The organism is Pelatocladus sp. BLCC-F211 (assembly GCF_041928655.1).
Taxonomy (GTDB): domain Bacteria; phylum Cyanobacteriota; class Cyanobacteriia; order Cyanobacteriales; family Nostocaceae; genus Pelatocladus.
Genome location: NZ_JBHFLM010000030.1, coordinates 17,542 through 43,067, shown reverse-complemented (window position 1 = coordinate 43,067; position 25,526 = coordinate 17,542). Strand labels below are relative to the sequence as shown.

The 25,526-nt window shown below is 38.5% G+C and carries 19 protein-coding genes and 1 pseudogene; 2 read left to right on the top strand and 18 right to left on the bottom strand.

The window, feature by feature from the left end:
• The first annotated feature begins 25 nt into the window (after positions 1 to 25).
• Positions 26 to 1,843, top strand: coding sequence for a molybdate ABC transporter permease subunit (gene modB / locus ACE1AT_RS02895; RefSeq protein ID WP_374865811.1), 1,818 nt, complete (start codon positions 26 to 28; stop codon positions 1,841 to 1,843).
• On the opposite strand, the gene ACE1AT_RS02890 is transcribed toward modB, so the two are convergent.
• Entirely contained in the window at positions 1,832 to 2,089 is a 258-nt protein-coding gene (locus tag ACE1AT_RS02890) for a hypothetical protein (RefSeq protein WP_374865810.1), read from the bottom strand. The two genes, modB and ACE1AT_RS02890, sit on opposite strands and share 12 nt — an antisense overlap.
• A gap of 193 nt (positions 2,090 to 2,282) precedes the next feature.
• On the opposite strand from ACE1AT_RS02890, the gene ACE1AT_RS02885 reads away from it, so the two are divergent.
• Complete coding sequence (locus ACE1AT_RS02885) at positions 2,283 to 3,479, top strand: sugar MFS transporter (RefSeq protein WP_374865809.1); 1,197 nt, start codon at positions 2,283 to 2,285, stop codon at positions 3,477 to 3,479.
• A gap of 819 nt (positions 3,480 to 4,298) precedes the next feature.
• Here the strand turns inward: ACE1AT_RS02885 and ACE1AT_RS02880 are convergent.
• The 17 genes and pseudogenes from ACE1AT_RS02880 to tnpA all read right to left on the bottom strand — a co-directional run bounded on the left by ACE1AT_RS02880 (position 4,299) and on the right by tnpA (position 25,492).
• A complete protein-coding gene (locus tag ACE1AT_RS02880; RefSeq protein ID WP_374865808.1) occupies positions 4,299 to 4,505 on the bottom strand; it encodes a hypothetical protein in 207 nt (68 codons plus the stop codon).
• A gap of 854 nt (positions 4,506 to 5,359) precedes the next feature.
• Complete coding sequence (gene glf / locus ACE1AT_RS02875) at positions 5,360 to 6,499, bottom strand: UDP-galactopyranose mutase (protein ID WP_374865807.1); 1,140 nt, start codon at positions 6,497 to 6,499, stop codon at positions 5,360 to 5,362.
• A gap of 45 nt (positions 6,500 to 6,544) precedes the next feature.
• Entirely contained in the window at positions 6,545 to 8,377 is a 1,833-nt protein-coding gene (locus ACE1AT_RS02870; RefSeq protein WP_374865806.1) for a glycosyltransferase, read from the bottom strand.
• A 217-nt stretch (positions 8,378 to 8,594) separates the two neighbouring features.
• On the bottom strand, positions 8,595 to 9,971 hold the full coding sequence (locus ACE1AT_RS02865; protein WP_374865805.1) for a glycosyltransferase: 1,377 nt from the start codon (positions 9,969 to 9,971) through the stop codon (positions 8,595 to 8,597).
• Between the two features lie 47 nt (positions 9,972 to 10,018).
• A complete protein-coding gene (locus ACE1AT_RS02860) occupies positions 10,019 to 11,200 on the bottom strand; it encodes a glycosyltransferase family 4 protein (RefSeq protein ID WP_374865804.1) in 1,182 nt (393 codons plus the stop codon).
• Positions 11,201 to 11,211: 11 nt separating this feature from the next.
• Positions 11,212 to 12,510, bottom strand: coding sequence for a polysaccharide ABC transporter ATP-binding protein (locus ACE1AT_RS02855; RefSeq protein ID WP_374865803.1), 1,299 nt, complete (start codon positions 12,508 to 12,510; stop codon positions 11,212 to 11,214).
• 2 nt (positions 12,511 to 12,512) lie between these two features.
• The gene (locus ACE1AT_RS02850; protein ID WP_374865846.1) at positions 12,513 to 13,292 is read right to left on the bottom strand and encodes an ABC transporter permease; all 780 of its coding nucleotides are present in this window, start codon (positions 13,290 to 13,292) and stop codon (positions 12,513 to 12,515) included.
• 219 nt (positions 13,293 to 13,511) lie between these two features.
• Positions 13,512 to 14,468, bottom strand: a complete 957-nt coding sequence (locus tag ACE1AT_RS02845) for a glycosyltransferase family 2 protein (protein WP_374865802.1) — start codon at positions 14,466 to 14,468, stop codon at positions 13,512 to 13,514.
• 89 nt (positions 14,469 to 14,557) lie between these two features.
• The gene (locus tag ACE1AT_RS02840; RefSeq protein ID WP_374865801.1) at positions 14,558 to 15,808 is read right to left on the bottom strand and encodes a glycosyltransferase family 4 protein; all 1,251 of its coding nucleotides are present in this window, start codon (positions 15,806 to 15,808) and stop codon (positions 14,558 to 14,560) included.
• 65 nt (positions 15,809 to 15,873) lie between these two features.
• Positions 15,874 to 16,848 carry a glycosyltransferase family 2 protein gene (locus ACE1AT_RS02835; RefSeq protein ID WP_374865800.1) on the bottom strand — a complete coding sequence of 325 codons (975 nt, stop codon included), beginning with the start codon at positions 16,846 to 16,848 and terminating at the stop codon, positions 15,874 to 15,876.
• 162 nt (positions 16,849 to 17,010) lie between these two features.
• Entirely contained in the window at positions 17,011 to 17,781 is a 771-nt protein-coding gene (locus ACE1AT_RS02830) for a methyltransferase domain-containing protein (protein ID WP_374865799.1), read from the bottom strand.
• Entirely contained in the window at positions 17,708 to 19,090 is a 1,383-nt protein-coding gene (locus ACE1AT_RS02825; RefSeq protein WP_374865798.1) for an O-antigen ligase family protein, read from the bottom strand. The genes ACE1AT_RS02830 and ACE1AT_RS02825 overlap by 74 nt, the downstream gene beginning before the upstream one ends.
• Positions 19,091 to 19,123: 33 nt before the next feature.
• Positions 19,124 to 21,262 carry a GumC family protein gene (locus ACE1AT_RS02820; protein WP_374865797.1) on the bottom strand — a complete coding sequence of 713 codons (2,139 nt, stop codon included), beginning with the start codon at positions 21,260 to 21,262 and terminating at the stop codon, positions 19,124 to 19,126.
• Positions 21,263 to 21,406: 144 nt separating this feature from the next.
• The gene (locus ACE1AT_RS02815) at positions 21,407 to 22,579 is read right to left on the bottom strand and encodes a glycosyltransferase family 4 protein (protein WP_374865796.1); all 1,173 of its coding nucleotides are present in this window, start codon (positions 22,577 to 22,579) and stop codon (positions 21,407 to 21,409) included.
• Between the two features lie 50 nt (positions 22,580 to 22,629).
• Positions 22,630 to 23,829: a glycosyltransferase family 4 protein gene (locus ACE1AT_RS02810; protein WP_374865795.1), complete on the bottom strand. Its 1,200-nt coding sequence runs from the start codon at positions 23,827 to 23,829 to the stop codon at positions 22,630 to 22,632.
• A gap of 978 nt (positions 23,830 to 24,807) precedes the next feature.
• Positions 24,808 to 24,930: pseudogene (locus ACE1AT_RS02805) on the bottom strand (MOSC domain-containing protein); the annotation flags it as partial.
• 154 nt (positions 24,931 to 25,084) lie between these two features.
• Positions 25,085 to 25,492 (bottom strand): IS200/IS605 family transposase, encoded by a 408-nt coding sequence (tnpA, locus tag ACE1AT_RS02800; protein WP_374865794.1) that lies wholly within the window; start codon positions 25,490 to 25,492, stop codon positions 25,085 to 25,087.
• Between the last annotated feature and the right edge of the window lie 34 nt (positions 25,493 to 25,526).

Sequence of the window (25,526 nt, the reverse complement as noted above, 5' to 3'; positions counted from 1 at the left end):
TTCCTGCACTCTGCCTTTTAGAACTATGCCACAAGATTTATCTCCCCTTTGGATATCGCTGAAAACATCCTTACTTGCTACTTTGATCACCTTTTTTATTGGTATTGCTACTGCATACTGGATGTTCGGATATCGTGGCAAAGGTAAATCATTAATTGAAGGTATTTTAATTGCACCCTTGATTTTACCTCCGACAGTAGTCGGTTTCATCCTACTAGTATTTTTTGGTAAAAATGGGCCGGTGGGAAAACTCATGCAGAGTTGGCAATTAGACTTCAGCATAGTTTTTACTTGGTATGGTGCAGCGATCGCAGCTACGGTAGTTTCTCTACCTTTAATGTATAAAACTGCCTTGGGAGCCTTTGAACAAATTGATCAGAATTTGTTGCGGGTAGCTAGAACTCTCGGTGCAACTGAATCAACTATCTTTTGGCGCATCAGTTTCCCCTTAGCATTTCCTGGTATATTAGCAGCAACAACTCTCGCTTTTGCGCGTGCTTTGGGTGAATTCGGTGCAACCTTAATGCTAGCTGGGAATATTCCCGGACAAACGCAGACGATCCCCATGGCGATTTATTTTGCTGTGGAAGCTGGAGCGATAGAGGAAGCTTGGTTTTGGTCGATCGCTATTATGGTGATTTCTTTATCTGGAATCATTGCTGTCAACTATTGGCAAGAAAATAGAAGAGGAGAGAGGAGAAGGGGACAAGGGGGACATGGGGGACAATGGGGACAAGGGAGTGAATTATTTGGGTTAGTTACACAATCTTCAAGTAGTGGACTAATTGTAGATATCGAAAAAATACTTCCTGATTTTTATTTAAAAGTTTCCTTCAGTGCTGATCACCAGCCTCTAGGTTTGCTGGGAGGTTCCGGTGCAGGTAAAAGTATGATTTTGCGCTGCATCGCTGGCATTGAGACACCTACTAAAGGCAAGATTATTTTGAATGGTAGGGTCTTGTTTGATTCGGAACAAGGTATTAATGTTCCTAGTCGAGAACGCCGTATTGGTTTTGTGGTTCAGAATTATGCTCTGTTTCCTAATATGACGGTGGCACAAAATATTGCTTTTGGTTTACCTGAGAAGATGTCTGCAAATGCCACTAAGCAACAGGTAGAATCACAATTGATAGATGTGCAATTGTCGGGTTTTGGCGATCGCTATCCGAGTCAACTTTCTGGAGGACAACAGCAACGGGTAGCGATCGCACGGGCTTTATCCAGTCAACCAGAAGCATTACTATTAGATGAGCCATTTTCGGCGCTTGATACGTATCTGCGTAGTCAACTAGAACAACAAATGATAGAAACCCTGGCTGATTACCAAGGGATTACTCTGTTTGTGACACACAGCATGGAAGAAGCTTACCGGGTTTGTCCACATCTATTAGTGATGGAGGATGGCAAAATCATTCAGCATGGGACAAGATATGATGTGTTTGAGCGACCTACTACAGTTACAGCTGCCCAGTTAACAGGCTGTAAAAATTTCTCTACTGCTGTAGCTGTTGAGTCTGGGCAAATAGAAGCTGTGGACTGGGGTTGTAATCTACAGGTGCTTGAAACTATCCCCGATGAATTATCTCATGTGGGCATTCGCGCCCATCACATCACCTTTACCAATGACTCTAATCAAAATAATACTTTTAGATGTTGGCTGGTAAGAGCTACTGAAACTCCACACCGGATGACATTATTCTTGAAGTTGCATTCCTCTCCTACTGATTATCATGATTACCATCTGCAAGCAGAAGTTTTTAAGGAAAAATGGGCAACATTCAAAGACAAGCCTATGCCGTGGTATGTGCGTTTAGATCCATTACGATTGATGTTAATGGATTGACGTCAACTGAAACTCATCTGAGTTGAGTGACACCACAATATTTTCAGACTCTACTTGAATGAGCCAGCGATCGCTCATCTTTTCATTGATAATTACTTCGCGAGCGCAAACAACTCCCGTTTTTCCGGCGACATACTCCGGATACAGAATCAAAACAACGTTTCCTACTTTAATCTTTTGTGGATTTTGCAATCGCGTTTTTAGCTTGATATTATATAAACTGATAATAACTTGACCAATAGGCATCAAACCTTAAATTAGCAGAAAAAACTGTATCATATGTATCATTTATCTAATTTTGTTTGATACAAGATCAAACATACTCAGTAAGATAACGCAGTCAACAAGTATCCAAAATTTGCTGTCAGAAGAAGAGTAATTACTACTTTCAACAAGTATGTCATTCTTAAAATAAGTAAGGCGAGCAACATCAGGATTTATGGCATCTAAATTGCGATCGCTGTTCAACAATTCCAGCTGGATTGGTGTGGCTTTATCTTTCTACGCTTTTATTGCAATTGGTATCACTGAGGGAGGGTTGGGTGTTCTCATACCCTCGATCCAAGCCACATTCAATCTAACTTCTGCAACCATCACCTTACTTTTTCTTAGCCAAGTTTCTGGTTATATATTCGCTGCACTCACTAGCAGTCTTCTTAGCAGTCATATTGGCTTGGCGCGGATGTTGTTACTAGCGTCTTTTTGTCTTACCTGCGCCCTTGTTTGCTACGCTGTTTCTCCTTATTGGTTATTAATGGTTGCAGCAGGTACATTCCTTGGTTTAGGAATTGGCTTGATTGATGCTGGTATTAATACGTATATTGCTAACCACCAAGGTAATGCTGATTTAATGGGTTTACTGCACGCTTTTTATGGTATTGGGGCGTTACTAGGCCCAGCTGTCGCTACAACACTGCTAGCAATGAACCTCAATTGGCGGAGTGTGTATTTTGTCATTGCTACCGTTGTTGGTTTAACAGTACTAGGGATGCTATGGGCTGTTGTGTATAACTACAGACCACTAACTAAACGGACTAGTGTTACAGATACGAGTGCCACAGCTAACTTAAATGTAGCCTTGAGAACACCTACAGTATTGTTGGCTGGATTCTTATTGTTAGTCTACGTAGGTACGGAAGCCTCAGTAGGTAACTGGGCTTACAGTGTTCAAACAGTAAGCCGAGATACACCGGAGATACTTGCAGGCTATAGTGTCAGCGCCTATTGGTTAGGATTAACCTTGGGACGTTTAGCTACAGGGCGTGTAGTGAGATATCTCGGTGCAATCCGGACTTTGGATAGTGCTTTGATGTTGCTGGGAATCGGTTTAACAGCTTGGTGGCTGCTACCGCAACAATTATTCAGTTTACCGATAATTGGCTTTGCTTTGGCTCCCATTTTCCCACTGACAATTTGGTTAATGCCGCAACGAATACCTACTGCAATTGTACCGGCGGGAATTGGTTTTATGACAAGTGTTGCTAGTTTGGGGGCTGCGGGAATTCCGGCGGGTGTTGGCGCTGTTGCAGCTCGTGTGGGTTTGGGGATTATTCCACTTTTGATGATTCCTTTAGTAGTAATCATGGTGATTTTGCATCGTTGGCTGGTGAAGCGAGCGGGTGCTAGCCAAACTTGATGCGATTTACTTCTTCCAAGGTAGTTTTGTTCCCATCTCGGTCATTGCTGAGAAGATCAGATACAGGATAAGTACACCTACGCCAATCAAGAAAAGCACAAAGTCGTGATTCATATCATGTTTGCTTGAACAGTTATACTATCCGCCCGTGTCGGTAATTGGTAAGAGTTTGAAAAAATTAGGATGCTATCGATGCGATCGCTTATCCTCTCAAAACAACAACACCCAAGCTTCTATTCGCTGAATTATTTCCTCTCTTTGATGATACTAATTAGGGTTGAACTGAACAATTACACACTCGTCGTGCAATTCAAGCAGTTAAATTACCCTCTATTTACTACTATTTTGAGGAAATGTTAGCGTTCGTCTTGGGTGTTGGTGTTAGTTGGCTAGACAGATGGTTAAACAGCGTTTTTTACCTCTTAACTAAATTGAACTTTTGCACTCAAGGCTGTTGTTTGTCTGCCAGGGAAGCTTTATAGCTTCAATTATTAATTTATCACTTCTAGCGATAGGTGAATTAAGTATGAAACTAAACTTTACTTTAGTTGATAGACTATACTAAACCTCGTCTACTTTGAGAACTGTAGTTTTGTAGGTTGGATTACACTCCGTTCCACCCAACCTACATAATGTCCTTTTTGAAAAACTCCTCTTTTCAAGATGGACGAGGTTTATTATCTTTATAAATTTGTTAACTACGTTCAGATTACCTTGAGAAGTTTTCGCAATTTCACAGCAAACCTTCCCCACCTTGCGAAGCGCTGAGAGTGGGGACTGTCGCGAGACGCTCAACAAAGGCGTTTAAGCTAACTCAAGTCACTTAAATTTGCATCTGAACTGTTGCAGTTGGCTACCAATCCAAGTAGCACCCCTCGCTATACATTCAGGACAAACATCACCGTAGGTGTCACCTTTGTCACTGCACACAATTAATCTCGCTGCTTTCGTCTGAAACAAGCGATCGCATACTAAACACATTTGGTTTTTTGTTAACAAGCTGTTACATTCTATTTGAAACTTCATATTTTCACTTCCTAAGAAAGTTTTTAAATAAAAACTTATTTGATCACATAAATATAATATTAGTTTCTACTTTAACAAGCTAAAAACATTATTAAGTATTTGCGATTAATTTATTTTATATCAAAATTAGAAATCGGCATTCATAAACATTATCTTTGTAATTAAAACAACATTATTCTTAAACTAATAATACTTTTAAATAAAAATGCCCCAGAATTTCTGAGGCAAATTTAAGTAGCTGCTTAAAGAGAGGTTTTGCTCTTCTCAAGATATAGCTTAGATTATAAAATCATCTGTTTTAAATAGCAGCTTCCTAAAGAGGTAGCTTATACAATTAGTTTTATTTTTGATAAAATTTGACTAGAATTTATAGATGATATTTGTGAAATGAATAACTTCAACAACCCTATAATCAAGGAATTGCTCTAGAAAATATTCATTTTTCTTTTATTATCGCTGTTCTCACTATAAATATATTTATTGCTACCAATATGTTCATTCAATACATTTTTCGTATATGTAAGCACTTAATAATTTAATATTTTTTCTAACTTTAGTCGGATTAGAGTTAACTATTGATGCGAATATATTGGTTTTGAGGTAAAGTCAAACCTATTATCAACGTGATAATTGGTGTCCAAAGTGATGAAAGAGGAGTCAAGTCTAAAAAAGACTTTTACTCCTCTATTTTTTAAAATGATTATATTTTAATCAAGTCTTAAACTATAAGAAATGACTGCAAAAAATATAAACAAGTCGGGATATGGCATTGCCACAACTCTAAACGGACGCAGAGGAAGAATAAGACTATTTCGATAGCATCATCCGATAAAGCGTCAAGAATCACCGTCTCTTTAGAGCGGTGAGTATGTCAAATTAGCTATTTCTTTCTCGAACACACCAAGCGCCCGAACCACAGCCTGATCCATGTCGTAGTACTTATATTCAGCCAGCCGTCCAACAAAGATTACCGTACCATTCAAGTTATCTACCTCTTTGAGGTAAAGAGCTAGCCGTTCACGATTCTCTTCACGAGTTATAGGATAATAGGGGTCGTTTTTCCCTGGTACATAAGCTTGAGGATATTCCATTACTAAAGTAGTTTTGGGTAAAGTTTGTCCCGACAAGTATTTTTGTTCAGTAATGCGGGTGATGTCGTAATCGTTGGGGTAGTTGACCGTACCTACCTCTTGATAATATTCTTGCTCTAAAGTGTCAAATTGAAAGCGCAAACTACGATAAGGCAACTCGCCATACATATACTCAAAGAAAGTATCAATCGGTGCGGTACAGATTATCCGGTTAAACTTAATGTCATTGATAATTTCCTGATAATCTGTGTTTAGGAGTACCTTGATGTTGGGGTGAGTCAGCATTCGGCGAAACATCTCGGTATAACCGTGTTTTGGCATAGCCTGATATCTATCCTGAAAATAACGGTTATCCCGACTGATATAAACCGGAACACGTCCTGTTACTCCACTATCCAATTGCTCAGGTTTTAATTCCCACTGCTTGATTGTGTAGTGCAGGAAAACATTCTCATAAATGTAGTTAGCTAAAAACTCTAAATCTCCACTGGCGCTTTCACGCAACTTGAGAATAGGGACTTTTATTCCAAAACCGAAGTGTTCTAAAAGCAAATTTTCCAGCTTCTGTGCATAGTGTGGAGGAAAAAGAGCATAGAGGGAATTGAGATTAAAAGGAATAGGTACTTTCTTTCCTTCTACTACTCCCAGCACATGATGATAGTAGTGTCTCCACTCAGTAAATTGAGAGAGATAACCCCAGGCTTTTTTAGACTTGGTGTGGAAGATATGAGGGCCATACTTGTGTACTAAGATGCCATGCTCGTTGTAGAAATCGTAAGCATTACCACCGATATGATCCCGCCGTTCCACAATTAGCACTCGTTGTGCTAATTGAGTTGCAATCCGTTCAGCTAGCACGCAGCTTGAATACCCAGCCCCTATAATCAGCCAATCTACTTTCATGATGCTTCTCCTTGCTTGACATAGTTTGGGTGTTGAAACTTTGTTTTACTTTTGAGGTTCCAGATACTTCTGCCAAAATTGCATAGAGGTTAAATCATTGAATGCTTTTTTCCACTCTGCACTGACACTTGACCATCTCAAACAACTCTTAATTGCAGAGTTAAACCAGGTAAATAAAATATTAAGACCAGCTTTTTGATCGAATTCGTACTGATAAGAGTTAGGATTTTCGTCTATCACATAAATAATTCTTTTTTTAGCTAACCCTTTACAGATAGAATCACGTTCTTTTTCTTTAACACTATATCGAATGATCACACTCTCATCATTAATTAGAAATTGCGGAAGTAAATGACCATTCAGTGTTAACAAAGTCAGCATTTTTTGGAAAATTCCGGCTTTAGTAAGTTGATAAAATTCACTCTTTAAAACTGAATTATCCAGTATAGTTTGGTTTTTATAACTTCTACTGAGTTCCGAAATTCTAGAATGCAGAATCTCTGGATAGTTGCTGGTAATGAAATTAGGCCCTTGCATATAATCTTCAAAAGCTTTAATTACCATTTGTGCGGAGTTGTAATCAAAAATACATAAAGAATAGAGTATAGATTGTGTGAAAGCTTTAACTGTTTTCACATATTCTAATGAGCTATGAATTGAATTAGTTATTAAGTGATTGCGAATGTAATAGTATGAATCCCAAATGGGTCTTTTAGCATAAAAGGGTTCGTGCCACACAGCTATAGACGGAAAAGCCACTATTGCATTATCAAAATGTTCGTTGATTCTTAAACCAAATTCCATGTCATCTATTTTGATAAACAAGGGAAGTGGTAATCCAATCTTTTCGACAATTTCTTTAGAGAAAGCAAAAAACCAAAATCCCCCATAATCTATATTGTCTTCTAACAACAGTGAGGTAAGTGTGGTGATATTTCGTAAATCAAGATTGTGCTTGAGAGGATAGCCAGTGAATTTATCTTGCTTAATGTTTCCTTCATCGTCGATGGATTTGTTATATATTGCTCCTGCTTCATATAAGATATGTTTTTTGTATAAATCGAGCATACTGCCAGCTACAGCAAAATCTTTCTTTGCATACTCATATAAAGAAAAAAGCCTGTAAATAGCTTCACTGTCTAACTCTATATCATCATCCATGAACAAGAAGTGGGTATAAACTTCTTCCTGTAGCGCTTCAATCAGTCCTTTAGTAAAACCGCCACTTCCACCAACATTGCGATTATAAATAAGCTTAACTTTATAGTCTTTGAAATCACTATCATTTAGAGTTACGCCATTGTCCACTACAAAGATTTTGAAATTTTTATCCTGCAAGAAACTGTCTTGCAAAATAGTATTGACTGTCTTTTTTAGATAAACTTCTTTTTTGAATGTACAAGTGATGATCGCTAGTGACACATCCTGATATTTTTCTTGTTCAGTTATAACTAACCCTTCTGTAAATAAACCTTGTTGACTGAAGCAAGTTATTTCTAGATAAATCCGACCAGCTTCTTGATTTTGCTTGAGATATGGCAAGGGAAATTTTACATAATCTGATAATCTACAACTTTTAAAAAATTGACTGGTAATAACTTCTATTGTACTTGATTCAGAAGTTTCTCTATAAGCACAAACCTCAAAATCTCCCTCTAATCTCAGTAAATAATAGAGTGAATGAATCGATGTATATTTTGTATAGAATTTCTCGTATAATGAATTGAAATATGTATTCAAAGATATGGTAATATCTTCATATAAAATGATTTGGTTTTTGTCTTCATTAAAATTGATTGATACATCATTAGAAACTTTGAAATATAAATCAGAAATTTCAGCAGTTTGAGGAAATTGTACTCTGTTCACTATATTCATATGCTTCCTACCTTTTAGGCGTGTTTCCTAAAAAAATTAGTTTAGGTTCTGTTACCGTCGGAATCTCTAAGCTTTAATTGGTACTTGCTGTAATATCATTTCACGAAAAATATGATACGAATGTAGGTTGGGTTGAGGGACGTAGACGCGCCCTGCGCGGCTTCTCGCAGAGTAACCCAACACATCAAAGTCTTATAATTGTTGGGTTTCACTCCGTTCAACCCAACCTACGCGTTTGTTTCATTTTTTTCTGGAATTGGTATAAGTATTGGTGAATGTAATCTACAAAAGGTTGATAGGCTGCTTGAGGAGAAAGCTTGGCGATCGCATACTTATGAGCTTGTTCCTCCATCCATTGGCGCTTTTCTGTTTTGGTTAGCACCATGTGTATGGCTGCTGCGAAATCTTCAGGTGTATCTGCGACAAGAACAGCACTACCTACAGCCCCACCCAATCCTTGAACGCCTACACTGCTGGAAACGCAAGCACGACCATAGGACATAGCTTCTACGAGTTTGATTTTCAATCCGCTACCAGCCAGCAAAGGAACCAGACAGACTTCAGCAGCTTCGTATTCCGGTTTCAAATCGTTTACTCTACCTAAAAAGCGAACATTTGGATAATTTCCTTGAATTAAATCACACACACTACCGCATACGTGGAGGCTAGAATTGGGCATTAACTCTATAACCCTTAGCCACACATCCTCAAGAAACCACTTAAGACCGTAGTAGTTGTGATCCACAGCATTACCGACAAAAAAGCAACGACCAGGTACTTGCTTAACATTATGATAATTATTCACCTCCGCAGCCTTGGGCAGACAAATCACCTCAGACTCTGGTGCCATTTGCTTAAGGTCGTAAGCATCTTCTTTCTGAATTGCTAACACTACCTGCGCCTTGCGTAACAGCATGGCTTCTGCTTGCCAATCCCAATTGCCTGCATCTATGAAAATGCCTATTTTCTTGAAATTAGCAAATCTTTTGTGAAAAATATCGTGAGTGAGGATAACTTTTAGAGCAGTTTCATTGGGAGGAAAGGCATCTAAAATATTAGCTAAAAAAACATAGTTAACAATTAAAATATCTGGTTTAAACCTATAAAATTGAGTTTTAGCAAAATCAACTTCTTCTGATGTTGCTAGAAGCTCCTGCCATTCTCGAACATGGACGTTTGTAGTAGTCGCCTGCTGCTTTTGTTTTTGTAGTAGTCTTTTGAAAGCGTCTCGAACGGCACGATAAATATTTTTTTGCTGTTTGGGAAGGTAAAGATAAACTAACCGTAATGGTACAGTAAGCCAATCTGATAATGAGTTAAATCTAAGTAAAACACGAGCAATTCGTAAGTTATTACGAATCCATATTTTGTCAGTTGTTGCTAATGCATTCGGAATAAAACTCCACGGAAATTTCTGACCAGGGAAAGGATCAAGCGATACAAACCCAACTTCACAACCCGCTTTTTGCAAGTAGCGTATGAAATCTAGTACATACATGTTACTACCACTTGCATAATTAATGGGAAAATTTCTACTAATAATCTGGATCTTTATTGGTCTATTTAATCCATGTTGTGTTTTTAAATTACTCATAAAAAATAATCTTTTTACTTTACTATATTGATCAGTTAAAACTTCAATTACAGATTATGAGAAGAAGTTTGTATCAATTTGTGCCAAACTTCTAGGGTTTCTTGTACCATTCTTTCTTCAGAAAACTCTTGAGCGAGTGTTTTGGCATTCTTTGCCATCTCCTTCATAGGATCAGGATTTCTGAGTGACCATCTCAATTTCTCAAGCAGATCGTAGGTATCTCCAGTTTTAAATAACAAACCGTGAACTCCATGTTTAATTACCTCTGGAATTCCACTTGCATCTGAGGCAACAATTGGTAAACCATATGCCATTGCTTCAGCGATCGCATGAGATTGACCACCTTCATAGTGGGTTGGAAAAACAAACAGATTAGCGGCTTGCAACCACCTACGAACATCAGATCGATAACCCAGAATGAAAACTTTGCTCTCAACACCGTACTCTTGTATTTGATTGGATAATTTTTCCCTTTGCTCACCTTCACCAATCCAGACAAATTTCACATCTGGGAACTCTTTAACAATATGGGGAATGATTGGAATGATATCCATGTAACCTTTTTGCTCATGTAAGCGTCCTACTGTGAGAAGAATTTGGCTATTTTCAGAAATTCCTATTTCCTTTGTTAACTGAGTGTAGAGTTCTACATAGTTTGTTTGATTTGTGCCAGGAATGGGCTTGATACTAGCACCGTTATAAATGCAGAGTATTTGATGTTCAGGAATTTGAAATAAATTAGCCACAAGTTTACGATTGTTTTGGGAAATAGCTAATAATTTTTGATTCCTATTCCTTGCCCAGGCATATGCTTTTAATTTCTTGGGACTATAATTTTGACATATAGGTGGAACTAGTCCAAAACGAACAATAGTTGGTACTTTTAGAAATCCACAAGCCATAATACTGCCAAAACAATATTCAGGTAACGGAAGAATAATTTGTACAATATCTGGTTTCACTTTAAGCAGTAATAAAATTGTTCGCACAAAGTATGGTAAATCTTTTTTAAAAATTACTTGATTATGATACTGTTTTTCATCAATTTCTAAACGATGATATTGTACACCTGCTGTGATAAAATCTTTAACTAAAGCTTTTGTGCCATCAGATTTTGGAAATGCTACATGAACATTCCAACCTAATATTACAGATGCTGATGCAATTTTTAAAGTATATTCTTCTACTCCACCACGTATAATTGATGGAATGATCAGTAAAGCTTTCATGATTTCATTTTTTATGTTTGAATATTTTTATTTAATTTCCATGTTCTTGGCTGATAAAATAAGCATTGACTCATATTGATATATTCATTAACTCTAAATTGAAAAACCTCGACTGCATCAAGATAATTGTGTCCAGGTTGACCGATGAGTACTTTCATAATATATAAACCAGGTTTCAAGCTAAGATATGGCATCTGGAGTTGAATTTCTTGCCTTTCTGGCATGAGATTAAATTTCACCTGATCACTAAAACTACTCAATCGGAGAATAATTCCTCCCTCTCCAAATTTTTCTTGAATTAAAATAATGACACCTACATGTTCGATATAATTATGAGCTTTATATCCTATGCAAAAAACAGTGGATTGACCACAGATTGGTGATGCTATTATTTGTTCTTGATTATCTTTAAAACACAGATAAGTAATATCCAATCCTAGACTTTCATTTTGAGATTTTTCTGGTAGGAATAATGCGTTTGTATAGTATTCTGCCTGTTCCCTTAAAAAAAGATCAGCTTCGTACTTACTCATGATTAAATGAGGTTCTCCAGATGCAATTACATTGCCAGATGAAAGGTAAACTGCCGTATCACATGCCGTTAATATCACATTTGGATCGTGAGAAACTAGTATTAGAGATGTGCCATCTTTGCGTAACTCAGCAAGACGGTGAAAGCATTTAACTCTAAATTTCATATCTCCGACAGCTAGCACTTCATCAACCAGTAAAATATCTGGATTTGTATGAATTGCACTGGCAAACCCTAACCTTGCAGCCATCCCAGAACTATAACTCTGTACAGGCGCATCAATTGCATCTCCAATTTCAGCAAACTCTACAACTTCATCAAATCGTTCATTAATTTCCTTATTTGACAAACCCAAAATTGACATATTGGCATAAATATTTTCTCGCCCTGTCAAAATAGGATTGAAGCCAGCACCTAAAGCAATCAATGGTGCTACCCGACCATTAACTTCTACAAAACCAGTATCAGGTTTAATCAACCCTGCAATCATCCGTAATAAGGTAGATTTTCCACTGCCATTTTTACCAACTAAACCAAGTGCTTCTCCTCGGCGCAATTGAAAATTAACGTCTTTCAACGCCCAAAATTCTTTTGGTCGAATAATATCGTTTTTCTCTCGCAAACCAAGGACTTCAGAAGCGATATCTTGAATACCATAGAGTAGCGATCGCTTTAAATCTCGACAAAACTTTTTAGAAACATCGTTAACTGAAAGAACAATTTCATGATCATCTTTGTATGACTTTGGTGAAATTTCTTGCTCATTGATCTCAATCATGATTAAGAACTCATTCTCTCAACTACATAAGGCATCGCTAGACGATAAATAATCCAAGCTAAAAGTAATCCCACAATTGCAATTAGACTGGCGATCCAAAATCCTTGAGGATTGGATATTACACCTGTTGTTGCCAACTCCCGTGTTGTGACTAACAAAGGTGTAACGGGATTTAGATTGACAATAGTGCCGAATACGCCATGATTGGGAACTGGATAAACTACTGGCGTCAGAAATAGCCAAAATCCAGTTATTAAGGTTAGTCCAATGGAAAAATCTTGATAGAGAGCGCTGAGTGGAGCTAACAGCAGACCAAAAAACGTTCCTAGCAATACTAAATGAATTAATGCGACGGGCGCTAAAAATACGCTCCAAGTTATAGGAATTTTAAACCAAATAAACAAGCCCACAATCAGAATTAGTTTGATGCCAAAATTGAAAAAAACTTCACCTAATTTGGCAATAATCAGCGCTTCTCTAGGGAAATTAATTCTAGAGAGCATCATTTTGGCAGCGGTTACTGCTTGAGGTGGACCATTCAGTGCTTCGACAAAAGTTTGCCACAATGTCATGCTGAACATGACGTAAGCAGGATAGGGTAAGTCCGTAGCACCAAGATTGACAACTCCACCTCCTTGGGCAAGGGTAAAGCCAACTGCCATGATAATCGGAGGTATAATTGCCCAGAAAATACCTAAAAATGACTGACGGTATTTGGCGCTGATATCTCGAATCATGAGCCGCCAAGCCAACTCTCGTGAGCTTAACAAGTCTCGTCCCATTTCTTTGAATAATTGAAGCGGACGCCTCATTTGACTCTCAGGTCGATGCACTACCTTATAAACTTTGGGGGTTAAATTTTGAGTCTGTTTCGAGGATTTATTTTGTCTCAAATAACGCTGACTTTTGTGCATTATTATTAACTATTTACTGCGGTGAATAAAAAGCATAAGATCGCAAAATTAATTGAGTTCAGCTCCTAATAATGGATGAAATTGCTATCAGATTGACACACCAAACATGCGTCGGCGAAAGATTTGAGTCAAGGATCGTACTCCATCGTAGCCATTAGCACCAAACCAACGTATCATTGCGATCGCTAGACTCAAACGTAGATATTTCTCGCTGTAACGTACTTGAGGATAGTGTAAAAGAGCTTGCTGACGGAAATGAATTGCTTTTTTCCAATCTCCATCGTCTACAGAAAACCATGCTAAACCAAAGAATATACTTGCATAACACCAATTTCTCAAATACAACTGCTCTAAGGAAACTGATGCAAATGTTTTCTCAATAACTGCGCGAATATCCTTAATCATTCCTTGACGATTTCTAGAGAAACTGTTAGGAAGTTGACGATAGCGGAGTAGAGGTTCCTTGACAACTGCAATGGGATAACGAAGAGCAATACGAACCCACATGTCTAAATCTGGTGCATAAGCTAAATCCCGATCAAATAGCCCAACAGTATCAAAGCAAATACGTCGAACCATTGCTGAACTTCCACTAGCAATTGGGTCATTTACAAGAAGTTCATCCCATATATTACCTTCTAAATGGGAAGCAAAAATTCTACCTGTAGGATTGTTTTCTTTATCAACTAAAAGTGTCCAAGTATATACCAAACCTACTTCCGGTTTTTCATCTAAACAACGTACCTGTTTTTCAAGTTTTGTTGGCTCCCACAAATCGTCCGCATCCAAAAATGCGATATATTCTCCTTGAGCATGAGCAATACCAGTATTGCGTGCTGCGGAGACACGTTGGTTTGCTTGCGAAATTAATTTGACTCGCGAATCTCCAATATCAGAAGCCCATTCCACAATATTATCTGAACTGCCATCATTAACAATAAATACTTCAAAATCGGTGAAAGTTTGCTGCAAAACACTTTCTAAAGTTTCTGGTAAAAAAAACATAGCATTATATGCAGGAATGACAACAGATACTTTAGGCATATTTCAACTCCTTTTAGTTAATTCACACCCTTTATCTTCAGATAAAATCATGCAATTATGTAGCTAATAAATTTAGAGAATTGTATTATCTATCTGATAAATTTTTGGTATTCTTCAATTGCTCTGTTTGAATATTGCTCCCAACTTAAATCTTTTTCTTGAAAACTCTGTGCTGCTTGCCGCTTTTGCTCCAGTACCTTTGAATTAGATGCAAGTAATTTTAATAGTGAAGCGATCGCATGATAATTTCCTGGAGGTACTATATAACCAGCAGGATACTCTTCTATATTGTTTTCTAATTTAATCGGCTGTTCACCTTGCATTCTCAAAGCATCTTCACCACCAGTATTTGTTGTACAAATCAGAGGTAAACCACAACCTAAAGCTTGAGTTACTACATACCCAAAACCATCTTCAATACTGGGCATAGCAAAAACACTACTATTACGGTAGTAGTCTGCTAACTTTGGTTCAGGAATGTGTCCAAGACATTTGACTCGCTCATCTGCTCCAACTAATAATTGAGGCGTTTCTGGTGTGGCTCCCCCAATTAATAAAAGCTCACTGTTGGGAATATTAGCTTGCATAAAAGCTTTGACTAAATAATGAATTCCCTTACGTACACTCAGGGAACCTGCATAAACTACTCGAAAAATATTATCCTGCTTTTTCCCAGGATAAAAAGTTGCTATATTTGTTCCAAAGGGATTGTGAATCAAGCTTTCTTTAGGAAATTCTTGCTCAAGAAAGCTGCGTTTAGCAAAGAAGCTAGGAACCGCTACTCGGTCAGCTAAATTATATTCCCGCAACTCTTGGTTGACAATTTTTGGATGAATTTCTGTGCAAACTAATCCTAGTTTTTGATATTCCGCTTGCAATAATTGTAATTGCACTTTGATATGTGAGGAACTACGCTCTAGAACAAAAGGTATGCCGTTTTGTTTAGCCCAATATAGTGCAGGTTCAGAAAAACTTGACCATCCATGAATTAGTGTACTACCTTCTAAATAACCAACAACAGCATGACCAAAAAGGCGATATAAAAAAGGCTGTGACTTCCTAATTAAAGGATCTCCACCTATTTTTTGGATAGCTTTATTTAATAGCAATGTCAAAGGTAAGCTTACGACTTTATGATCAGGTACACCCCAATAACGAGTTTTGAATTTAGGGTAATTCGTGATTAGTCGATGCAAAACACCGACTTTATGAAGTTCCCTCGCCAGTTCAATTGCGTGCCATCGACCACCAACAATAATGCTTACTTTCATGTTCATATTAATAGTGCTTTGATGAAATGAAATACTATTGAGTAATACCAATTCTTCGTGAAGCTGCATAGAATTTTACCCCTCCCCTAACCCCTCCCCGCTTGCGGGGAGGGGTCTTTGTATGCGTCTTCATATTAAATTGGTGTAACAGCTAATCTCCCTAATACACGTCGGCGTAAAACGTAAATTATCTCCATGACTTGGTTGTAGTTATCAGAACCTAAACAACGCATCAGCGCGATCGCTAAACTCAAACGAAGATATTCTAAGGAGTAGCGTTTCTGAGGGTAGTAGATAATAGCTTGCTGCCAAAATTGAACTGCTTGCTTATAGTCTCTATCAGTACTTTGCAAACATTTCCAAGCTAGACACAGGTTTGCTTGATAATAGCTGCGATTCTTCAAGTACAGTCGCTCTGAAGGTGCAGAGTAGAATACTTTCTCAATAAATAAAGGAAAGCATTGCGCCATTAATTGCCAGTTTTTGGACAAGCTAGTAGAAAGTTGGCGATAGTAAGTCAAAGGTTCTTGAAGCACTGCAAAGGGATAACGAGAAGCAATGCGAACCCACATCTCCCAATCTTCAACCGCCAGTAAATTGCAATCAAATAAACCGACAGTTTCAAAACAATCGCGACGAATCATAGGTGAGCTACCACACTCAATGATGTTGTGTTCAATGAGCTGATTCCATACATCACCTTCAGCTTTGCTAGCAAATACTCTTCCTGTAGGTTTTCCAGTTGGATCGATTAAGACTGTCCAGGTATATACCAGTCCTGCTGCTGGATAATTATCTAGACAAAGTACTTGTTTTTCTAGCTTGGTTGCTTCCCATAAGTCGTCAGCGTCCAAAAATGCTAGATACTCTCCTTGAGCATGAGCAATACCAGTATTACGTGCCGCAGATGCTCCTTGATTTTCCTGAGAAATTAGCCTAACTCGCAAATCTTGTACTTGAGAAGCCCATTGTTGGATGGTATCTGAACTACCATCATCAATAATCAACACTTCAAAATCAGTGAAACTCTGTCTGAGAACACTCCCTACTGTTTCCGGGAGATAAGTCATCGCATTATAAGCCGGGATAATCACAGAAACTTTGGGCATATCTTGGAAAATGCTACTTGGTTAGAAAGAACTTGATTGTGTACCTTGATATAGAGTTAGCAATTCTCGGTCAACGAAGCTTTTCTTTGATACTTTTAGAGATTCTAAATTGAGTATTTTCTAAAGTTTTAATTTTGGTATGCATGAATATATTCCTCGATATTAACTTGGATTGCAAAGCTCTTTTTTACCTGCAATCGTCTCAAAAATAATCACAAAATCAAGGACGAAGAAAAGCAATCTATTTTTGATAATCTTGTACTGGGTAATTCCGGCAGCATGTAGCAGACTGTGTAAATCTCGAACAGATAACAAGTACATATACTCTCCAGATGCCCATTCCTTACCAGTAAAGTGTAGATAGCGATCAAAGATTTTTTTGGGCAAAAAATGTAAGAACAGGGTGCGCGTATGCACTTCGATAGGAAAATATCTGTTTGGTGTCGTAATAAATCCGACTTTTGCTACTCTTTTGATCTCTTTTAAAAATAGAATTTGTCTTTCCTGATTACCAACATGTTCTAACACAGCATTTGACCAGCAAACATCAAAAGATTGGTCTGAAAATGGAAATATCTTGCCGTCGTAAACAATAGTTTTTATTTGCGGATACCGAGCGTTAAACTCTTGAGATTCGTCAATACTAAGAGCAGTAATTTGATCTGGATAAGGATAATTTTTCTCTAAAAAGTTATATGTCTGACTAAATTCTTTATCTGTAAAACCGCAATCCAAAATGGTAGTTTCAGCAGTGGGTTGAATCGCATTTAAAAATAACTGCCATTTGCGTCTGCGATTCCATCCAGAGATTTTGTAGGCAAGGGACATATCATCTATTCTCCTGTTGAGGATAATGAGATTACTGTAATTCGTTCCAATTCCAGCCAGCGATCGCATACGTAGTCCACCAGTAGAAGTAAAAAGCAGTACCACTCCAGACGTTGTCTGTAAGCATTCCTACGGTTGTGGCGATCAAGACAGCTAACAAGACCCAGCACAAATCGCGTTGATTACTCTCACCAGGTGCGTGCCAGAATAGTTTGAGCAGATGTAGACCTTGAATGACAATAAAGGTAACAAAAGTAACTAGACCCACTATTCCCCCTTCTACTAAAGCTCGCACATAATCATTGTGAGCAGGAACAGGATAAGGACTTAAACTGTAGTAGTTAGGAAATCCGTTGCTTGTTCCGAGACCGTAACCAAAGAGCGGTGAATTCTGCCAAGATTGCAATAAATAATGCCATTGAGAAATCCGCCAGTTGAAACTGTTAAAATCCGAATTTGATAACACAATTGCTCGCGATATGTCTATGTCTGAGTTCAGCAAAGGTGTTTGCATAATCTGGTTTAGACGTTCGCGTCCGTAGTCTGTGCTAAAAAACAGGGCTGCTAATACAACAATGACTATGACTCCAGCGATCGCATTAGACAGTTTTAACTTAGGTAAAATTGAGGTCAAAAGAAACGTTGCGAGCATCACCAAACCAAATACAGCACCAGTAGCTACATAGAGATTGGCAAGTAGACCTAGTAAAAGAATCCAATACCAGTGCTGTTTTGCTGAACGCAACTTCCAGCAAGTTAGAGCGATAAACAGTAGCAGGTAAAGTACAAAATTATTGGCGTGAGCAAACGTACCATGAATTCGCACATGAGATAATAGTGAAGACAATTGCTGCATTAGTCCTAAGATCATTGGTGGGATGAGTGAAATGAATAGCAGGGAAATAATCTTCTCAGGATGTAGTCGCTCCCGAAGTTGCATGACAAGCAGATATACCATTAACCAAGAAAATAGTCGCGTCCATTCACGGATATTATCTAGCAATGTAAAAGCACCTAACCCCAATCCTCCTAAAATGCATAGTATTGGCCAAATACCTTGCAAAATCACCCATCCAGCAAAGAACCACCAAAACCAATCAGTTTGTATAGGTTGACGTGTCAATAACTTTATCGTCACATATAGCAAAGTCAGGACATCTAAAGCTATGGCAAATGCAGCGGGTATTTGTTGAGCAGAGAAAACATCAAGAGAACTACGCAGAATCAATAAACCTAGTACCGCTTGCTCAAACCTGGTAAAGAATAAGATGACTAGAGGAATCGCCACTAGAGCCAAACACAGGTAAAGAGGTTTAGCACCTGCGAGATATCCTGCTACTATACCAACTCCTGCACCTACGAACCCAATCAACAGTGGTAAAACAGAAGAATGTCTACGTTGATTAGTCAACATAATTAGCTAGATTGCAAATGGTTTTTAGCAACTTTAGGCGGAACTACCCTCACTCAAATGTCTAGATGGTGTATAACCATTAACGGGATAGCGGTAATATCGTTCAGTCTGCTGTGTAATTCCATTGACAACTACTCCTATGATAGGTATTTGATTATGTGTTAATTCTGATACTGCTTTTTGCAGAACTTCTTTAATTGTGAAATTGGGACGTGTAACTAACAAAATGCCGCCACTTTGCCGTCCTAATGTCTGACCATCAGCACAAGCACTCAGAGGAGGAGTATCTATAATCACAAAATCATACAGGCGAGTTGCTTCTATAATCACAGACCTCATAGCCTCTGACTCTAGTAAATGTGAGGGACGTCCATACAAATCACCACAAGTCAATACAAAGAGGTTAGCTATATGAGTTCGTTGCACCGTTTCCTCTAAGGATCTTTGTGAATCAATCACATCTGTAATTCCTGGCTGGGGAGCTAAGTTAAATAATGTATGCAGCACAGGACGACGCAAATCTGCATCAATTAGCAGTGTGCGTCGAGATAACATGGCGGAAATCACAGCCAGATGTGAAGCAACTACCGATTTACCTTCTCCAGTGATAGTGCTACTAACAACAATTGATCGCAAAGGCTCAGGACTACGAAACTCCAGGTTTTTCAATAGAGTGCGGTATGGCTCAACCAAACCAACATGATCTAAAAATCGTCCAGATGGTTCAAGAGCGATCGCATGATCTGGTAAAGATGGTAATACTGCCAACAATGGTAGCTTTAGTAAATCCTCAGCTTCGGAAGCATCCTTTAAAGTATGATCCATAAGCTCTAGTAACAGAATAATACCTGTAGCTAAAGCAGTTCCAAATACAATTGCGATCGCCAATACGGCTTTTTTATTGGGTAAGGACGGTTCTTTTGGTGGTTGTGCTGCTTCAATAATTTGGATATTACCAACCAGTTGAGCTTCAGCAATCCGTGCTTCTTCCAGTTTGCTTTGCAGTAACTTCAAAGATTCCACAGCTTCTTCCCGTTTGCGTGTGAGTGGAGTCAACTGTTGCTGTTTTATTGGCAATTGTGCTAGACGAGCTTGGAGATTATTACGATTAGCTTGGACAGACCGAAACTTCTTTTCAATAGCCAAGCGTTCTACATCATTAACAATCAGTTCAGAGGTTAAGTCTTGGCTGATTTTATCGCCTGCTACAGAGCTAGAGGAAATAGATTTACTTCTAGGCGATACACGAGCTAATCCTTGGAAGTACAAAGCACGTAAACCGTTTCGTTGTCCCAGCAGATTCATAACAATCGGATGACTATCTGTTAAGGACAAACGAGCTTGAACTAGTTTAGTTTCGATCTCTGCTAACTTAGTGCGTAACGCCTTGAGTTCTTCATCTTGACCACCACGCACTGCTGCATAAGCTTGATTCAGAGCTTTGGCGTCGGTGACTTGTCGCAGTGAACCTTCCTTAGAACGCAATTCTTGAAGTTGAGCTACAAGAGTATTCTCCTGCTCTTCCACAGTCGCTAAACTATTCACCAGACTTTTAGTTTGCTCATCAAAGGAGACAATACCACTACTTTGTCTATATTTATTTTCCTTCTGTTCAGCCTCCTCTACCCGCTTGCGAGCATCAGGAACCTTTTTTTCTAAGAATTTGCGGACATTTGCAGCTTCTTGACGGATAACTTGAGTATTATCCTCAACCATTGCTTGAGAAATTGCATTGACGACTTTGGTTGCAAGTGTAGGGTCTTTGTTGAGATAGCTCACCTCCAAAATATTAGTAGCGGGAACAATTTTGACCTTCAAGTTTCGACTCAGTTGTCCAACTGTCAGTTGATTTTCCAGTGAACTAAATCCTGATTCCGCAGCAACCTTAGCTAGCGCTTTTTGAAGAACCCGTTGCGATTTGATTAATTCTGCTTGGTCAGCTAGGGGATTAGAATTTCCTGATGTACCCGGACTGAGTTGAGTCAGATCACGTCCCAATTCCGAAACGCTTACCCTTTTTTGATCAAGTATTAGTCGCGTCGATATTTCATACAGCCGTGGGGTAATTATAAGGTAGGCGATCGCTCCACCAATAACAGCAGCAAATGTCACTAGAGCAGGTAAAGCACGCCGCTTCAATATAAATGGTAAAGATGATAAGCCTTTTTCCATAATTTTTGGGGATTGGGGATCAGGGATCAGGGATTGGGGACAAGGGGGACAAGGGGGACAAGGGGGACAAGGGAGACACCGGGGACAAGGGGGACAGAATGACTAATGACTAATGACTAATGACTAATGACTAATGACCATTGACTAATGACGAATGACTATTGACTCTGGACTATTGACTACTAGTTCAGGGGAGTTCAACAGAGTTGTATATAGTTTCAAGGTTTCTGAGGTAATGTGATCCCAACCGTAGTGAAGCTGTACATGTTTTTTTGCATTTTCAGCCATTGCAGCCATTTGTATTGGGTGATTAATAGCCCAATCTAGAGAACGAATACAAGAGTTGAGGTTTCCAACTTCAAAAAGCATTCCCCGTCCTCCACAAATCAATTGCTGATGGGGTGGAATATTACTTGCTAATACAGGTATACCTTCTTGCATAGCTTCTAACATCGCCAGAGGAAGTCCCTCTAAATCAGAAGGTAGGACAAATAACCCCGCACCTCGGACAATTTCCCACAAACGAACACCTCTAAGTTCGCCTGCGAATACGATATTAGGATTATTCGCTATCTTTTCTAACAATTTTGTGGTGAAGGATTTTGTATCGCTGACACCTCCAGCAATAACTAGTTTCCATCCCTGCGGTTTCAAGATGTTGAAGGCTTCAATAAGTAAGTCAGGACGTTTTTCTGGTACTATTCTGCCTAAAAATAGAATGTAGCGTCCTTTAATTAGTCCTAGCTGAGTTGCATAGGTGAAATTTGGGTCTGACTCACCGTAGCTGGCTGGAGCATTAGGAATGTAGACTGTCTCCCGATTATAGGTTTGTAAAAAGTAGGATTTGAGGGCATCAGATACCACAATAATTCCATCAGCAAAACGTACTGCTGCCTTCTCACCCATCTGGATTAAGCGAGTAGAAAAATTGCCCCACTTGGCACGTTGCCAATCTAATCCCTGACAGGTGACTACTACTTTGGCTGAGGTGGTAATTTTAGCTAAACCAGTAAACAGAGATGGGCCCAGAGCATGGAAATGAATAATATCGTATTTTCGACCAGTAGCAGCGATCGCACTTAATGCTGAGGTCAAAAAAGCATCCACACCTTTGATCTGCAAACCAGGTAAGGAGATGACTCGAACTCCTTGAAAATTATGATGAACAAGCCAGGAAGCTTGGGTATAGGAACAGCGAGCAAATAAATCCACAGTGTTACCCTGTGCTGTCATGCACGGATATATTTCTGCACAGTAATGTTCGATCCCACCCTGTCTAGGAGGTAGACCTTTTGCACCAATCACGGCAATCTTCATACCAACATACCAATCAGTTGTGCTTGTGCTTTAAGCCTCTTTAATAAGAGTCAATTGGATTCATTCCAGCGTTGCCACATTTGACTGTAGACTTCGTTAATCACAGTCTGTGCAGCATAAGGCTTTGCAATTTGTGTACAAGACTCAGTTAGATAATTTTCTGGATGCAGCAATACTTTGTGTAAGGCATCTGCTATAACCTTGGGAGTGCGTTCTTGACAAACAACTCCAGTATTAGTTGTCAGAATTTTTGGTGTTTCACCGCATCTAGTCGTAACTACGGGTGTTCCGCTAGCAAGTGCTTCCAGCGCTGCTAAGGGTAAACCTTCGTATGCACTGCTGAGAACAAAGACGTTGCTGATTCGATACAAGTGTGCCATGTGCGTTTGATCTACTGCACCAAGCATGGTTACTTGCTCAGATAAGCCTAATTGATCAATTTCTTCACGGACAATTTTTGCTAATTCGCCATCACCTGCTAAGAGTAAATGAATATTGCCAATATTCAACGCCGCAAATGCATGTAGCAACAAAATCGGGTCTTTTTGTGGGTGTAATCTACCAGCAAACAGCACAAAACGTGTATCTTCTGCTAATCCCAAATGAGATGCTAGTTTACATCTTGATGCTTCTCGTTCTTCCTTCGTTAACGGGTAGAATATTTCATTATCAAATGAATTTTTGATGTAAGTAACACGTTCTGCTATTTTTGGGTAGCGCTGTCGGTACAGTTCTGCGGTATCAGTGTTACATGAAAGAATTTGGTTGAATTGTCCAAGTAATATTTTTTCCAATGCAAAATAAGCTGCGGGAAATCTTCGCCACAGAATCGCTTTTTTGTCACCCGCAGTCTGTATCTGTGTCCGAATATCATTATGAACAAACAGAGTTTTCTCCCCATACCAATTAAGGGCTGCTAAGGTTGGTTCTAAGCGATGAAAATGCATGAAATCTGAAGCAAAGCAATGCCCTAAAAGAGCAGTTGTATATTTCAATGTGGTAGGTATCAAACTTCTAAAATTGTCATTTCGCAGAGTAAATAAAGGTAGGAAATTAATTACCCTACCAGCTAATTCTGCTTCTTGCCAATTAGCTACAGTTTGCTGGCGATCGCATCCTGTTCCTACTAAGCGCACCTCAAATTCACTGGGAGCGTACTTAATAAAGCTCTTGATTAGTGTCTGAATTCCACCAATTGTGGTATTCCAAGGATTAAATTGATAAAAAATAGTCAGAACAGGTTTACGCATGAGATGCACCCTGCACATTTAATGTGCAATTAATGAGGTGTTTTTATGACTAAAAGTTCTCAAGAAATATTGGCTACTTTTTTCATCCGAGTTGAAATTTTAGATTTTGAATTAATGAAACATAGGTAGCAAACCTATGTCGCCACATTGATTGTTTTTCTCATTCTGGAATCTGGAGGCTTGTACCCTGACCGGAATTATCAGTCAGTTCTGTATTTTTTTAATCTAAAGACATTGATGATTTTTTAATTCCTCCGATAGTAGGATTGCGTGTTAAATAGATTTTTTGAAACTGTTTAGAAAATACCTACGCATAGCCATAAAACTAGATTGCTCTTGCATATACACTGAGCAAGCTTTTTAATTCATAAAACACGCAAACAAAAATTTATTATTTTTTCATCAATGCTTTATTACGCCTTTAATTAAAAATCGTAATCTTTTTGAAGTTGAATTTCATTCAGTTCTACAAACCTTTACAAAATCTTTATACAAAAGTTGGAACTGAGATCAATTGCTAGAAAAAAGTAGTCTATTTAACTAAATATCAGTTAAAAATAGTACATGCACCAAAATATTTGTATGTTAACTATAAAGATTTAATAAAGCTTTGTGACTCAAAAGTTATAAGTATTTGGAAATAAAATGATATATCAATTAACAGCTAAATATCATTTTTAATTAAATGCCTTCGTGATGAAGGGAAGAAACACTAGCCAAAATCTTGATTTTATAAAGATTTTGGCTAGTGTTTCTTCAGAGTAAATAAATATAGTTTAATTCTGCTGTTGCACCGTTGTTTTATATTCATTGTCGTTAGTTTGCATAGCTGATACCTTGGTTTGTGGAGACAAAAAAGAAGTGGGTAGTCCTCCATCACGCCCACCTACTTAACCTTCTGCGCCATACTGGAGCTTTGTGTATCCCTCACTTAGCTCCTTTTCTATACCTTGAAACTCAGCTTGACCTCTCCCCGGCTTAAAAGCACGGGGATTCTAAACTGTTGACAAACTTATCGTGTTCGTCAACAATTGCAAATTCACGATCATAGTGTATAGCACCACTAGATAGGACTCTTGCTGCCTCTACTTCAACACCATCTAGTGATTTAACGTAACGCGAAAGTCCCTACCTTCAGCGAAGTAAGGTAGGGATGAATAGCGGGAAAATGCGAAAACTTCTCAAATGTTTTTGTAGCAAGATCCCGAAGGGTACGCAGTTCAAACAGTGCAGAGAGGATTTGAGCATTTTCCAATTAATCGTTTGGTACGTCTTGAGACTGTATATATTGTTTGATTTTTTCAATAGGCGCACCACCAGTAGAAGCGACATAATATGAACTTGACCAAAATACAGATTTTCTATAGAACGTAGATAAATGTTCTGAAAATTCTTTTTGGATAATTCTACTAGACGCTGATTTTAGACTACCCACAAGAGCAGATAGATTGTTATCAGGATGAAAGTCAATTAGTAAGTGAACATGGTCTACTTCTCCTGAAAACTCAATCAATCTGCATTTTGTTTTTATGCAGACATTTGCAAATATTTCATGTAACCGTTCCAAAATTGGCGCGGTTATTGTTTTGCGTCTGTACTTGGTCACAAACACAAGATGTAGGTGAACAGAGAAAACCGAATGAGAGCCTTTTCTAGGAACCACTTGACAAGCCTACATGTCAACTGTAGTTTCATAA

Bases quoted from the DNA above. Each gene is read 5' to 3' on its own strand.
- modB (WP_374865811.1), top strand. From the start codon at position 26: ATGCCACAAGATTTATCTCCCCTTTGGATATCGCTGAAAACATCCTTA.
- ACE1AT_RS02890 (WP_374865810.1), bottom strand. From the start codon at position 2,089: ATGCCTATTGGTCAAGTTATTATCAGTTTATATAATATCAAGCTAAAA.
- ACE1AT_RS02885 (WP_374865809.1), top strand. From the start codon at position 2,283: ATGGCATCTAAATTGCGATCGCTGTTCAACAATTCCAGCTGGATTGGT.
- ACE1AT_RS02880 (WP_374865808.1), bottom strand. From the start codon at position 4,505: ATGAAGTTTCAAATAGAATGTAACAGCTTGTTAACAAAAAACCAAATG.
- glf (WP_374865807.1), bottom strand. From the start codon at position 6,499: ATGAAAGTAGATTGGCTGATTATAGGGGCTGGGTATTCAAGCTGCGTG.
- ACE1AT_RS02870 (WP_374865806.1), bottom strand. From the start codon at position 8,377: ATGAATATAGTGAACAGAGTACAATTTCCTCAAACTGCTGAAATTTCT.
- ACE1AT_RS02865 (WP_374865805.1), bottom strand. From the start codon at position 9,971: ATGAGTAATTTAAAAACACAACATGGATTAAATAGACCAATAAAGATC.
- ACE1AT_RS02860 (WP_374865804.1), bottom strand. From the start codon at position 11,200: ATGAAAGCTTTACTGATCATTCCATCAATTATACGTGGTGGAGTAGAA.
- ACE1AT_RS02855 (WP_374865803.1), bottom strand. From the start codon at position 12,510: ATGATTGAGATCAATGAGCAAGAAATTTCACCAAAGTCATACAAAGAT.
- ACE1AT_RS02850 (WP_374865846.1), bottom strand. From the start codon at position 13,292: ATGGGACGAGACTTGTTAAGCTCACGAGAGTTGGCTTGGCGGCTCATG.
- ACE1AT_RS02845 (WP_374865802.1), bottom strand. From the start codon at position 14,468: ATGCCTAAAGTATCTGTTGTCATTCCTGCATATAATGCTATGTTTTTT.
- ACE1AT_RS02840 (WP_374865801.1), bottom strand. From the start codon at position 15,808: ATGCAGCTTCACGAAGAATTGGTATTACTCAATAGTATTTCATTTCAT.
- ACE1AT_RS02835 (WP_374865800.1), bottom strand. From the start codon at position 16,848: ATGCCCAAAGTTTCTGTGATTATCCCGGCTTATAATGCGATGACTTAT.
- ACE1AT_RS02825 (WP_374865798.1), bottom strand. From the start codon at position 19,090: ATGTTGACTAATCAACGTAGACATTCTTCTGTTTTACCACTGTTGATT.
- ACE1AT_RS02820 (WP_374865797.1), bottom strand. From the start codon at position 21,262: ATGGAAAAAGGCTTATCATCTTTACCATTTATATTGAAGCGGCGTGCT.
- ACE1AT_RS02815 (WP_374865796.1), bottom strand. From the start codon at position 22,579: ATGAAGATTGCCGTGATTGGTGCAAAAGGTCTACCTCCTAGACAGGGT.
- ACE1AT_RS02810 (WP_374865795.1), bottom strand. From the start codon at position 23,829: ATGCGTAAACCTGTTCTGACTATTTTTTATCAATTTAATCCTTGGAAT.